We start from the raw sequence: 12,310 nt of genomic DNA, 5'->3' as shown, positions 1-12,310 counted from the left end.
GGCATTTTCTATTTCGACATACAGCTGACTGCACATATTAAATTACCTATCGACAAGCTTTAAAATTGAACCAGTTTTGCTCTGTGCTCCACTGTAGGATGCAATCGTTTTGAATTTTTCTCTGCTGATAATCAGTTGATTCTTTATTGACGTAGTGGCAAGTGTAGACATTTCCTCAGGCTGAGAGACAAGCCTTTCGAGGAACTGATAGATTTCTAGGTAAGCCATGGAACAAATGTGAGCGTATAATAGAGCCTGGGAATCTTTATCCTTCGATGCGACCTTTGATTCTTTATGTTCCAATTCAACTACTTTGAACGTCTCGAAGCATCTTTGACGCAATTCAACTAGATAGGCCCAATTTTGATATCCCTGCGCGGGCTCGTTGAGATTCATCGTAGCATTTCTGAGTGTATTATAAGCGATTGATGAGAACCTGCCTGCAATAGCAAGGGCACAGAACGACCTCATAGTCTTGAGCGAAAGAGTAACGCGCTCGTTGATGGTGATCTTCTTATTCAGAACGGCTTCCAGCCATTCCAGCCGGTTTCGGACATTTTCACTGCTTGAATTTCTCATCTTTAATTTCTCCGAATTTAATCGCGACTCCCAGTGATATCACTTCACTACTATAACCTTTCAGCTTTACTATATATGTCGATATTTCATATCGGCCAGTCAGGCGCATCTGACTCAGAAGTCCGATGAGTTGGTCATATTTCATCCCCGAAATGCTTGATACTCCAAAGTGCTCGCATGCATAATGATAGAGCGCAAAAAGTCCCTGATTGCTCTCCTTGTTGACCTGGTGTTTACTCAGTGCAACCAAGCGGTCTTCAACGCATTCGGATGTGAAACGAACCACGTCGTAGTCTACATCTTCTTCCGCGATGTAACTGTAAATATGCTTTCTATCTGAATGTCCAGCCGCCCGCCTCAATATCTCTGTGATTTTATCTCCTTCGTGTCTATGCATGACGAAAAGGAAGAACTTTCTCATCTCATGAACACGTATATACCACCGTCGCCCAAATTCATCTTTGGGGGTTTCGATTATGTCGCAGAATTTGTCTAAGCACATGTTTACTTTGTACGACATTGACTTGTTCGAGGGTACTCCATATCCTTTGCTTGGATAGTAGAACAAAAGCGTCGAGCCCTCTGAATTGTCGTCAAATATTTCTGCCAACTGTCCGCCCATAAGCTGGAGTAATTGGATGGCTCTGGCGGTGATGCTGGGGATCGCCTGTGAAATTTGGGGATTTATACCCAGGGCGCCTGCTTTTAATTGCTCATGCTGTAGTAACACACCTCCACTTGTATCCTCTTTGTCCAGGCAGTCTCGGCGCAAGTTATGGAGCTCGGTGTCTCGGATTGGCTTTAGTATTGATATGACAAGAGCACAAGCCCCCACAAACGCCTCGATAATACTTTTGAAGTCATTAGCGGATACGTCATTTTTTCGGCCCGAATGATAAGGTAATTTTTTCATGTCAATTGCATCTTTCAAACTGGCTGTTTGTTGCGTCTTGGGGTCTACGCAAAAAATTGATTTGTTGAGTGATAAAAAGTGTCTGGTGAGTTTGGCTCCTCGGTGTTTGGGCGAAGAGTTTTTTTTGAGCTCAGTACTTTTTTTAGCGAGCTCTACAGTCATCTGGATAATCGCAGGGCCGAAGTGCAATATCCATTTGACTGCTTGATTGAGAGCATCAAGGCCTATGCTCAATGGGATTAGATTGGTGTGTCCAGAGAGCTGGATGTTGTCGGAAAACTCAGAATACAATTCGCGTTCAGATATCTCAATCTGAGGAAATAACTCTGGTAAAACCTTGTGCCCTTGAAGCACGCATTTAAGCATGGTGGTGGTGGCATTAAAGTGTTTTGCTCCAATACTTTCGTGCTTCAGTTCGTGTGTAAGCGGCTGGTTCTGGGAAGGGTGCTGCCTATGCTTATTAGCAGGGGTGGTTTTAGACCGGGGAGTTGGTTCGAATTGATTGATAAAGGCCGCAAGGCTATCGGATACCCCAGTTTGCGGAATGTTAAAAGTAGAGTTCAAGAAAACCCGAGAGATCGTATGGCTTGTTTTACCTTTTAACGTTGTCGTAATAATAAGGCCGTTTCGCTGAAACCAATCCTTAGCGTCATCGACGAACGACTGATCCAGATTGTGAGGGTCGTTGAGCAATATATTAAGAGGGAGAGTGCACTTGAGTTTCGAATGTAAGTAAGATATGAGACGTTCCTTATGCTCCAAAGCGGACGTCCATCCACCCTCGCTGAAATCTTTCATGAATTCGATACAGTCATTTTTGGTCAGGAGCATGAATCCATTATCTTTGGTCTGGAAATGACTTTCATTGAGCAAAAGCCTGTTCAGTAAGCTCACGGAAAAATTGATGTAGTGTTGCCATCTTTTTGGAGCGATTGGGCGAGTTGTAAGTTTTCCCATTCTAATATGGTAAGCCAGCTTTTGTATGCTTACTAAGCTCAAAAAGTTTTCAGGGTCGCCGAGCTTGCTTCCGTCAATGAGTGAGACGTCGAAATTGATTGTTCGCTTCTTTGAATTCCCAGGGTCTGTAGTCTCCCACACCTTGCTGCCAATCCCACCAGATGTTAACCAGCTGCACTTATATGATTCATCTGATTTGAGGGTGATAGAGCGCTGTGCTTGCGCTAAAAGCAAACTGATATGCTGTTCATCGTTGAGCGTAGCTTTGGAATATGGCATTTTAATAAGCTCTCAGATGTCAGTAAGTGATAAGCCATGCTTATTGCTTAATAAATCCTTTTGTTGGGCAGCTACGATTAGGGCCTTCTTATGCACGTGCCTGAACTCGGCAATCGAATCACCAGTGAGCTTGTCAATAATTGCAGATTCCACCATGGACAGTTCACTATTGATAAGCTCGGCTGCAGAAGTTAGCAAGCACGTAATCTGTCGAATTTTAGAATCACTCATGATTAAAACTTCATCATGCGTATCTGCTAGGTTTTCTTGAGGTGGATTTGGATAGAGATTTATATAAGTATACATTGCGGCAATAGATCGCTCATCTATCCCTATTACGAGCTCTGTTTCAGGGTGAGGGGTTTCGTGATTAGAATCTTTGGGTAGGTACTTCCCTAATCGTTTGTTGACCATTTCACTAAAGGCGTCGCCATTTTTTATGTCTCTAAGCATTTTTGAAATGAAAGATCGGAGGGCGGTTGCAGTTAGAAAGTCTGATGCTTCGAGCTGCCATGGCTCTCCCTCTGTTGCAACGATGATAAGCTTCTGCTGCATGATGCGGATAGCTCTCGTTGCCCATCTTATTATCAGCCAGTCCGGGATATATCGGGCTCTTACAACCTGTACCGAATTATTTAACGTGTCTGCAACTTTCCGAAGGCTACCATACTCTAAGAAAGTGAGTATTCCCTGCGTGGTTCGCAGTGTGCTCAAGTTAAATTCTCGGTCTTTTATTCCGGCTGAAATTAACTCCGGCTTTAAGACGGAATATAATGTGATACCTGTGTTGAAAGCCATAACCTTCGCTATGGCGCGTCCCGTGCATCCAATCTGTGATTCATTCGCGACTAAAAAAAGCTTACGCCAATTCGTTTTTTTTCTGCCCTTCAAATTAGCTCTGGGAATCTCAGTGCATTCAATCAGGTCAGTAATGATTTCAGCGCTTAGTTTTGGGAGCAGTGAAGTTTTTCGCTTACCTGCCCGTGGCTTATCTACACTGAAGATGAGACTCTTTCCTCCGCTTCTGGCCCTCAGGTAGAATTTTCCCGCCTGAGTGTAGAGGCTGGATGTGATTAGCGAGTAAGGTGGGAATGACGGATTTTCTGAGATGAGTATGCAGCAAGCGGCTGCACAATCCCTACTCGATAGAAGGCCCAGTAGGCGACATAAAGTTTCTGTGATTGTGCATTTGGGAATGTCATTGTTACCTGCAATCTCTCTTATTTTTTTTAGCCATAGTTTTCGAGTCCTGTTGTTATAAATAATTGGCCGAAAAAAAGGTATTTCCATAAGCTGCACTGAGCTGATAGCGGACAATATAGTCGTGTTTTTGATATAGTATTTTAAAACTGCAAGAAACCAGTTGATTCCCAGGGGTTGGGATGGATGAGCAAGATGCACGCCGTTTACGATATATGCTTTGTTTCTAAGCATTGTTGTTATTTCTGGTTCGGATATTTTATTAGTTAGCTCTTTTCCGATTTGGTGGCACTGTCGCATCTTTTTCCAGTAAGCTGCGCAAGCGGCTACAACCGCATCTGCACCGGTTTTTAGCTTGTTTTTCAGACCCTCAATGTAAGTGTCGTCGTCAAGCTCCAGCCCTGATTCCACTAGCTCCCATTTGGGTAATAGTTCATTCAGGGATGACGGTACGGTTAGATGGATTGTTTCATGCCCAAGCGGTTGCTCTGCGCTATCGTGACACCCCCCATGTATCGAAGCACTAGGTATAAGTGAAGTTGTCGGGATAAAACCGCGTCTCTGAACCTCGACATATATGTCCTTTATTTTATGCCATTCGGCAATGCGTACAGAGTATTGAGTGCTGGGGTCTTCAAGATGGGATGAAAAATGCTCGTAAAGGTAAGCGTCCCAGTCATGAGGTGGGTATTGATCTTCGCTACGATCAATATTCTTGAGGATTCTATTCAGTGCTTGGACATATCCAGCAGCTGACTGCTCAGATAGCCTTGAAGCGCGCCTGACTACTGCGTCCGACAGTGTTTTTAGATCGCGGTCTTGTAGCCCTTCAGGGATCTCGAAGTTCCGAGTAGTGAAACCTTTTCGCGTATGAGCGTCGGGCCAACTGAACGTTAGCTTTTTTGTCCCGGTGATTTGGTACGCGAGCATACGCTAGCCCATGAATTTGATTATCAATTCAACCTAGCTCCAATTAGCTAGGTGTCAAATAGCATTTTCATTAAATCTCCTAAGATACTGATATTTATGATTAAAACCATGACATTAGATTTGCTTGTCTAGAAAACGGTCATGCTCGACATCAATGGCATTCTAGGCCTTGCTGCATTGATGGGTGGCCTTAAACATGGCGAACAGAGTTATAACGACGACTCGGCCCGCACCTACAGTGTGATGATCCTGACCGCCATGGGTGTGTCCATGGTAGTGCCGGAGTTCATTCCTGAAGGCCGCTGGGCCATGTACTCAGGCTTTACCATCGGTGCCATGCTGGTGCTGTACAGTTTGTTCCTGAGGATGCAGGTAGGGCCGCACAGTTACTTCTTCAGCTACAACTACCCTGAAAAGAAGCGCAAGAAACCTTCTACCGAAACCGTGGAAGAAAAACCGGTCAGCACGGCCTATTCCATCACAGTGCTTGTAATAGGCGTGGTAGTGATCGGTGCCTTGGCCGAAGTGATGTCCAAGGCTATGGATGTAGGGTTGGAAGGCAGTGGTGCACCGCCTGTTCTGTCGGCCATTCTGGTGGCTGCCATTTCCGCAGCACCTGAGATTCTTACCGCGTTGCGTGCGGCTTTGGCCAACCGGATGCAGTCTGTGGTGAACATTGCTTTGGGTGCTTCACTGTCTACCGTGATTCTGACGGTGCCCGTCATGGAAGCCGTGGCCTTGTATACCGGCCAGCCTTTCCAGATGGCGATGACACCTGTGCAAACGGTCATGGCTGTGATCACGCTGCTGGTTTGCGCCATCAACTTGAATGATGGCGAAACCAATGCAATCGAGGGCATGACGCACTTTGTACTGTTCGGTACTTTTGTCATGCTTTCGCTGCTGGGCCTGTAGGTGTTACCAGGGCAAGGGTTCGCCTTTGTAGTTGATAAAATGAAGGCCACCTTTGCCCGCATAAGCGTTTAACTGCGCGACCATCCCTTGGGTGCTGGTTTGAACATCGATATCGGCGTGCGGGCCGCCCATGTCGGTTTTCACCCAGCCTGGGTGCATGCACAGCAGGGTAGGGCGCGGCTCTTGCAGCGTATTGAACAAAGAGTTGACCATGGAGTTGAGGGCTGCCTTGCTGGCCTTGTACAGCGGTATTTCCAAGGCATCAGGCGAAGCCACAGTGCCTAGTGTTGAGCTCATGAAGGCCAGAACACCTGTGTCCGGGCGTAGGTTCCCCGCCAGGCGTGTGGCCAATCGAATGGGGGAAAGCACATTGGTGGTGAAAAGGTTGGCCATGTCGTGGGCGCTTACCGCTTCCAGCGCCCCGGCTGGCCCCATGACGCCAGCGTTGATGAACACGACATCGAAAGTTTGCCCATTCAGCTCATGAACCAAGGCGTCAATGCTGCCCAGTTCGTTCATTTCGAGGGTATGGACAGTGGCGTCGGCTTGCGTGAGTTCGGCTGGGGCTTGGCTACGAACCGTAGCCGCGACTGCCCAGCCTTCGTTCTGCAGCACTTGCACAAGCCCCAGGCCCAAGCCACGAGAGGCGCCGATAATCAAAGCACGTTTTGTTTCAGCCATTTAACTAAGCTCCGTGTGAAAGGCTCAAGCATACGCCTGCAGCCATCGAGTGCCAGCCGGCATGCTGTTCAAAAAGTGACCAAGCTTGCGCAGCCCTTGGCTGCATTGGCCTGCCGCGTTTCATTCAGGGCTTATCCACAGGCAGGCCCACACAAACTGTGGGAAGTTGCCGGGCCTTTACCCGCATGCCACCAGTTGCATGCGGCCCCGGCTCAACTGCGCTAACTGTTCGGCAAGGCTGGGGGCTGCGTGTGCAGGCAATGCCAACGTCAGGTTCACGCCATCGGCTTCAAAGGCTTCGCTCAAGACCTCCCCGCTGGCTTCACTGACACGCAACCGTACCAGCGCCAGCTCGTTGAAGAAGCAACGGCAGGCAAACATCGAGCGCTCTACCAAAGGATGTTTGTCTGCCAGTTGAAGGCATTTGTTGGCGCAGCCGCCATAAGCCCTGGCCAACCCACCGGTACCTAATTGAATGCCGCCGTACCAGCGCGTGACGACTACCATCACCTGGTCAACGCCTTGGGCCTCGATGGCTGCCAGAATGGGCCGGCCTGCGGTGCCTCCTGGCTCTCCGTCGTCACTGCTTCGGTATTGGCCGCCGATCTTCCAGGCCCAGCAATTGTGCGTGGCCTGGGCATCGCCCTGACTGTGGAGAAATGCCTGTGCCTCGTCAGGGCTACCAATGGGGCCAGCGATGGCCAGAAAACGGCTTTTTCGAATCTCTTCGCGGTACTGCGCAACCGTGGGCAGAACGAACTTCATTCGGTGACCTGCACCGGCGGGGTGACCCCGCAACCGGTAAGAATGATGCGGATCAGGTTGTCGGCCGCTTGGTCGAAGTCTTGCCGGGTAAGGCGGGGTTTGCCTGTCACTCGACAAATCTGGTTGGAAAAGTCTGCGTAATGCTGGGTGCTGCTCCACAGCAGAAAGATCAGATGGACCGGGTCCACCGGGTGCATCTTGCCTTCGCCTATCCATTGTTCGAATACCGCCGCGCGGCCCCTGAACCAGCGTTGATAGTCCTGGCTGAAATACTCGCTCAGGCACTGGCCGCCGCTGATGATTTCCATGGCGAAAATTCTGGAAGCCTGCGGGTGGCGACGGGAGAACTCCATTTTTGCGCGGATATACCCCGCCAGTGCTTTAGCAGGGTCATCAGCGGCGCTCAGTGTATTGAAGGTGCTGTCCCACAATTCAATGATGTTGCTCAGCACGGCGATGTACAGGCCAAGCTTATTGGTGAAGTAATAGTGCAGGTTGGCCTTGGGCAGGTTCGCCTTGAGGGCAATGGTATTCATGCTGGTGCCCTTGAAACCATGGCGCGCAAACTCGTCTTCTGCCGCCTTGATGATGGCTTCTTCGTTCTTCTGGCGAATGCGGCTGGCAGGCTTTGCGTTCGGTTGAGCACTGTGGGCTGGAACATGAAGAGGCATAGACTTTCCAGAAACCGTGAGGCGGTGCATACGTTCATAACGCAAGCGCCAGGTACAAGACAAGCGGCAGCGGCGCTTTTTAAGGCTGCCAGGGCCTTGGGCCGGATTAACGTGTTGCCGCCAACGCCTTCAGGAAACTTTCCAGTACCAGGTGCGGCCGGCGGCCCTTGCGAGTCACCCAGGACAGGCTGAGGTCGTAGAACCGTTGGCGTGCCTTGAGGGCTCTGAGCCTGCCTTGCTGAATCCAGGCTTGGGCGTAGTGGTCTGGCAAGTAACCAATGTAACGGCCGGTGAGAATCAGGAAGGCCATACCTTCTCGGTCTGAAGCGCTCGCGCTGCAGTTGAGTACCTGGTAATGGGCCTGGATGTCACCCGGCAATCGGAACGTGGGGGCTATAGCGTCCTGTTCATTAAGGCGGGTGTCGTCAATCGCGTCATCGTCTGCGTAGAACAGGGCATGGCCAGCGGCACAGTAAAGCGAGGAGCGTTCGCTGTACAACGATTGGTACTCCAGGCCCGGCAATGCATGGGCCTGCGGCACAACGCCGACATGCAAGCTGCCGTCCAGCACCCCTTGCTCGACTTGGCTGGGTGCGATCATGCGGATATTGATCTGCACCTCGGGCCCCAGGTCTTTGAGCTGTGCCAGTGCATTGGTAATACGCATGTGGGGGAGGGTGACCAGGTTGTCGGTAAGGCCAATGTTCAACTCCCCTCGCAGGTGCTGATGCAGGCCATTGACCCCGGTACGGAAGTCTTCGAGCGCGCCTAACAGTTGCAGGGCCGATTGATACACCTCTCGCCCTTCTTCGGTCAGCGAAAACCCGGCACGGCCTCGCTGGCACAGGCGCAACCCAAGGCGCTGCTCAAGGTCGCTCATTTGCTGGCTGATGGCAGAGCGGCCAATGCCCAGCACGTTTTCAGCCGCTGAAAACCCGCCGCACTCCACCACGCTTCGGAAGATACGCAGCAGGCGTATATCGAAATCACTGACCTGTGCCAGGGGGTCACGTCGGCTCATTGTTTAGTCGCGCTGGAAGTGAGGATTGAAAAACCGTGCTTTTACCAACTTTATCCCCATGCCACTGTGGTCGCAATCCGCAGCCTTGCTTCGACCCCCATGAGGTTTCACATGAACATGCCAGAGAACGCGCACGCCGGGTTGGCGAGCCAGTTGAAACTTGACGCGCATTGGATGCCCTACACGGCCAACCGCAACTTCCAGCGCGACCCTCGCTTGATCGTTGCCGCCCAAGGGCGCTACCTGACGGATGATCGCGGCCGTGAAATCTATGACAGCCTCTCTGGCCTGTGGACCTGCGGTGCCGGCCATACCCGTAAGGAAATTCAGGAAGCGGTGTCTCGTCAGTTGGGCATACTGGACTACTCTCCGGCCTTTCAATATGGCCATCCGCTGTCCTTCCAGCTTGCTGAAAAGATCACCGAACTCACGCCCGGTGACCTCAATCATGTGTTCTTCACCAACTCTGGGTCCGAATGTGCTGATACGGCGGTCAAGATGGTGCGCGCGTACTGGCGCCTGAAAGGGCAAGCCACCAAGGCCAAGTTCATTGGCAGAGCGCGGGGCTATCACGGTGTCAACATCGCCGGCACAAGCCTGGGGGGCGTAAACGGTAACCGCAAGATGTTCGGCCAACTGATGGACGTTGACCATTTACCACATACCCTGCTGCCGGCCAATGCCTATTCCCGCGGGTTGCCGGAGGAGGGTGGCGTTGCGTTGGCCGATGACTTGCTACGCCTGATTGAGCTGCACGATGCGTCCAACATTGGGGCCGTGATTGTAGAACCGATGGCTGGGTCGGCCGGTGTACTGCCCCCGCCCAAGGGCTACCTCAAGCGGCTGCGGGAAATCTGCGATCAGCACAACATTCTGTTGATCTTCGATGAAGTGATTACAGGGTTCGGCCGCACGGGTAGCCTGTTTGGCGCAACGTCCTTCGACGTGATACCGGACTTGATGTGCATCGCCAAGCAGATTACCAATGGCGCTATTCCCATGGGGGCGGTGATTGCCCGCAGTGAGATCTATCACACCTTCATGGCCCAGCCCACGCCGGACTACGCCGTGGAGTTCCCCCATGGCTATACCTATTCCGCACACCCAGTGGCCTGCGCAGCAGGCATCGCCGCGTTGGACCTTCTGCTCAAAGAAAACCTGGTGCAGAGTGCGGCAGCCTTGGCGCCCCATTTCGAAGCAGCTATCCATGGCGTAAAGGGTGCACAGCACATTGTGGATATCCGTAACTTTGGCTTGGCCGGTGCAATTCAACTTGCACCCCGGGACGGCGATGCCATCGTGCGGCCGTTCGAAACGGCCATGAAGCTATGGCAGAAAGGCTTCTATGTGCGATATGGCGGAGACACCCTCCAGTTCGGCCCGACCTTCAACGCCACGGCCCAGGAAATGGACCGTTTGTTCGACGCTGTGGGCGATGCCCTTAATCAGATTCACTAAGACTGGAGCCTGCAATGAGCACCATCCCACATTTGATCAATGGCGACCTCGTTACTGATGGCGACCGTACTGCCGATGTCTTCAACCCGTCGACTGGAGAGGTCAGCGGCCGCGTCCAATTGGCAGACACGGCAACCGTTCAACGGGCTATCGAGGCGGCCAAGGCCGCATTCCCCGCATGGCGCCGCACGCCTGCGGCGAAACGTGCGCAAGTAATGTTCCGCTTCAAGCAGCTGCTGGAACAGAACGAAAGCAAGATTGCTCAGCTGATCAGCCAAGAGCATGGCAAGACCTTGGAGGACGCAGCAGGCGAACTCAAGCGCGGCATTGAAAACGTAGAATTTGCCTGTGCTGCTCCTGAGTTGCTCAAGGGTGAGTACAGCCGCAACGTGGGGCCAAACATTGATGGCTGGTCAGATTTCCAGCCGCTGGGTGTGGTGGCGGGTATCACGCCCTTCAACTTCCCGGCCATGGTTCCCCTGTGGATGTACCCATTGGCCATCGTCTGCGGTAACTGTTTCATTCTTAAACCTTCCGAGCGCGACCCGACCTCCACCCTCTATATCGCACAGCTGCTGCAGGAAGCAGGGCTTCCGGCAGGCGTGATGAACGTGGTTCAGGGAGACAAGGTGGCGGTGGATGCGTTGATCCAGGCGCCGGAGGTAAAAGCACTCAGCTTTGTGGGCTCTACGCCTATTGCCGAATACATCTATAAAGAAGGCGCCGCGCGTGGCAAGCGTGTTCAGGCATTGGGTGGCGCTAAGAACCACGCCGTACTGATGCCCGACGCGGACCTGGACAATGCGGTAAGCGCTTTGATGGGCGCTGCGTACGGTTCATGCGGTGAGCGCTGTATGGCGATCTCGGTTGCGGTGTGTGTGGGCGACCAGGTGGCTGATGCACTCGTCGCGCGGCTGACGCCCCAGATAAAGGCATTGAAGATAGGCGCGGGCACCACGTGCGGCCTCGACATGGGGCCTCTGGTCACTGGCCAGCACCGGGACAAAGTGCGTGGTTACGTAGATGACGGCGTGGCCGCTGGGGCCGAACTGGTAGTGGACGGCAGAGGGCTGAGTGTTACAGGTAACGAAAACGGCTTTTTCCTCGGGGGCTGCCTGTTCGATCGCGTGACCCCGGACATGCGTATCTATAAGGAAGAGATTTTCGGGCCGGTACTGTGCATCGTGAGAGTAAACAGCCTGGAAGAGGCCATGCAGTTGATCAACGATCATGAATACGGCAACGGGACCTGTATCTTCACCCGTGACGGTGAGGCCGCCAGGTTGTTCTGCGACGAGATCGAAGTGGGCATGGTGGGTGTAAACGTGCCGCTCCCTGTACCGGTGTCCTACCATAGCTTCGGCGGATGGAAGCGTTCGCTGTTTGGAGACTTGCACGCCTATGGGCCAGACGGCGTGCGGTTCTATACACGCCGCAAGTCAATTACTCAGCGCTGGCCGCAGCGCGCCACCCATGAAGCCTCCCAGTTTGCGTTCCCTAGCCTGTAAATAGGGCTTCTGGAGAGGGGGTCATACAAATGTAATAAAAACTGTTGACGCCCTCTCGAATCCCCTTATAGTGCGCCCCACTTCCAGCGACAACGGAACGGCAAACTTCTTGAGAATCAAGGGTTTACAGTTTCAACGGTGCTGGAAGTGCTTCGGTCTCCGGATCAGATGCGGTGAAAAAGGAAGTTGACAGCAGGTTGTAACGCTGTAGAATTCGCCTCCCGCTTCGAGAGGTTGGTGAAGCGGTCAAGTGTTTGAAGTTGAACGAGAAATTCTGAAAACTTCGCAAAATAAACGCTTGACAGGATGTACAGGCAGCGTAGAATGCGCGCCTCGGTTGAAGCGAAACACTTCAGCCACCGCTCTTTAACAAATGAATCAAGCAATTCGTGTGGGTGCTTGTGAGTTGGACTGATTGTCACAATGATTATCA

The 12,310-nt window shown here is 51.9% G+C and carries 9 protein-coding genes and 2 pseudogenes; 3 read left to right on the top strand and 8 right to left on the bottom strand.

The annotated features are described in order from the left end of the window. Window positions 1-42 precede the first annotated feature (42 nt). Genes HBH25_RS06420 through HBH25_RS06410 form a run of 3 tightly spaced genes read right to left on the bottom strand, consistent with a single transcriptional unit; the run spans window position 43 to window position 4,858 of the window. Complete coding sequence (locus tag HBH25_RS06420) at window positions 43-579, bottom strand: hypothetical protein (RefSeq protein WP_003366544.1); 537 nt, start codon at window positions 577-579, stop codon at window positions 43-45. Further along, the gene (locus HBH25_RS06415) at window positions 560-2,728 is read right to left on the bottom strand and encodes a hypothetical protein (protein WP_080480019.1); all 2,169 of its coding nucleotides are present in this window, start codon (window positions 2,726-2,728) and stop codon (window positions 560-562) included. Before HBH25_RS06415 ends, HBH25_RS06420 begins: the two co-directional genes overlap by 20 nt. Window positions 2,729-2,740: 12 nt before the next feature. Then, window positions 2,741-4,858, bottom strand: coding sequence for a hypothetical protein (locus HBH25_RS06410; protein WP_080480020.1), 2,118 nt, complete (start codon window positions 4,856-4,858; stop codon window positions 2,741-2,743). A 138-nt stretch (window positions 4,859-4,996) separates the two neighbouring features. Between HBH25_RS06410 and HBH25_RS06405 the strand changes: the two are divergent. Then, window positions 4,997-5,773, top strand: a pseudogene (locus HBH25_RS06405) (calcium:cation antiporter); the annotation flags it as partial. 3 nt (window positions 5,774-5,776) lie between these two features. Here HBH25_RS06405 and HBH25_RS06400 read toward each other — a convergent pair. From HBH25_RS06400 to HBH25_RS06385, 4 genes are all read right to left on the bottom strand, one after another. Continuing rightward, window positions 5,777-6,454, bottom strand: coding sequence for an SDR family oxidoreductase (locus tag HBH25_RS06400; RefSeq protein ID WP_168082721.1), 678 nt, complete (start codon window positions 6,452-6,454; stop codon window positions 5,777-5,779). Between the two features lie 177 nt (window positions 6,455-6,631). Continuing rightward, window positions 6,632-7,219 carry an IMPACT family protein gene (locus HBH25_RS06395; RefSeq protein ID WP_168082719.1) on the bottom strand — a complete coding sequence of 196 codons (588 nt, stop codon included), beginning with the start codon at window positions 7,217-7,219 and terminating at the stop codon, window positions 6,632-6,634. Next, a complete protein-coding gene (locus HBH25_RS06390; protein ID WP_168082717.1) occupies window positions 7,216-7,890 on the bottom strand; it encodes a TetR/AcrR family transcriptional regulator in 675 nt (224 codons plus the stop codon). Before HBH25_RS06390 ends, HBH25_RS06395 begins: the two co-directional genes overlap by 4 nt. Window positions 7,891-7,996: 106 nt before the next feature. Then, window positions 7,997-8,911 (bottom strand): LysR family transcriptional regulator, encoded by a 915-nt coding sequence (locus tag HBH25_RS06385; RefSeq protein ID WP_168082715.1) that lies wholly within the window; start codon window positions 8,909-8,911, stop codon window positions 7,997-7,999. A 111-nt stretch (window positions 8,912-9,022) separates the two neighbouring features. On the opposite strand from HBH25_RS06385, the gene aptA reads away from it, so the two are divergent. Both aptA and HBH25_RS06375 read left to right on the top strand, forming a co-directional pair. Next, window positions 9,023-10,369, top strand: a complete 1,347-nt coding sequence (gene aptA / locus HBH25_RS06380; RefSeq protein WP_168082713.1) for an omega-aminotransferase AptA — start codon at window positions 9,023-9,025, stop codon at window positions 10,367-10,369. Window positions 10,370-10,383: 14 nt separating this feature from the next. Beyond that, entirely contained in the window at window positions 10,384-11,877 is a 1,494-nt protein-coding gene (locus HBH25_RS06375) for a CoA-acylating methylmalonate-semialdehyde dehydrogenase (protein WP_168082711.1), read from the top strand. Window positions 11,878-12,041: 164 nt separating this feature from the next. On the opposite strand, the pseudogene HBH25_RS23060 reads toward HBH25_RS06375, so the two are convergent. After that, window positions 12,042-12,310, bottom strand: a pseudogene (locus tag HBH25_RS23060) (hypothetical protein); the annotation flags it as partial.

The sequence above is a fragment of the Pseudomonas quercus genome (assembly GCF_012033695.1).
GTDB classification, from domain to species: Bacteria; Pseudomonadota; Gammaproteobacteria; order Pseudomonadales; family Pseudomonadaceae; genus Aquipseudomonas; species Aquipseudomonas quercus.
This window is presented reverse-complemented; position numbering and strand designations above follow the sequence as displayed.

What these genes read in the sequence shown, in the direction of transcription:
- HBH25_RS06420 (WP_003366544.1), bottom strand. Translation starts at nt 579, where the DNA reads ATGAGAAATTCAAGCAGTGAAAATGTCCGAAACCGGCTGGAATGGCTG.
- HBH25_RS06415 (WP_080480019.1), bottom strand. Translation starts at nt 2,728, where the DNA reads ATGCCATATTCCAAAGCTACGCTCAACGATGAACAGCATATCAGTTTG.
- HBH25_RS06410 (WP_080480020.1), bottom strand. Translation starts at nt 4,858, where the DNA reads ATGCTCGCGTACCAAATCACCGGGACAAAAAAGCTAACGTTCAGTTGG.
- HBH25_RS06400 (WP_168082721.1), bottom strand. Translation starts at nt 6,454, where the DNA reads ATGGCTGAAACAAAACGTGCTTTGATTATCGGCGCCTCTCGTGGCTTG.
- HBH25_RS06395 (WP_168082719.1), bottom strand. Translation starts at nt 7,219, where the DNA reads ATGAAGTTCGTTCTGCCCACGGTTGCGCAGTACCGCGAAGAGATTCGA.
- HBH25_RS06390 (WP_168082717.1), bottom strand. Translation starts at nt 7,890, where the DNA reads ATGCCTCTTCATGTTCCAGCCCACAGTGCTCAACCGAACGCAAAGCCT.
- HBH25_RS06385 (WP_168082715.1), bottom strand. Translation starts at nt 8,911, where the DNA reads ATGAGCCGACGTGACCCCCTGGCACAGGTCAGTGATTTCGATATACGC.
- aptA (WP_168082713.1), top strand. Translation starts at nt 9,023, where the DNA reads ATGAACATGCCAGAGAACGCGCACGCCGGGTTGGCGAGCCAGTTGAAA.
- HBH25_RS06375 (WP_168082711.1), top strand. Translation starts at nt 10,384, where the DNA reads ATGAGCACCATCCCACATTTGATCAATGGCGACCTCGTTACTGATGGC.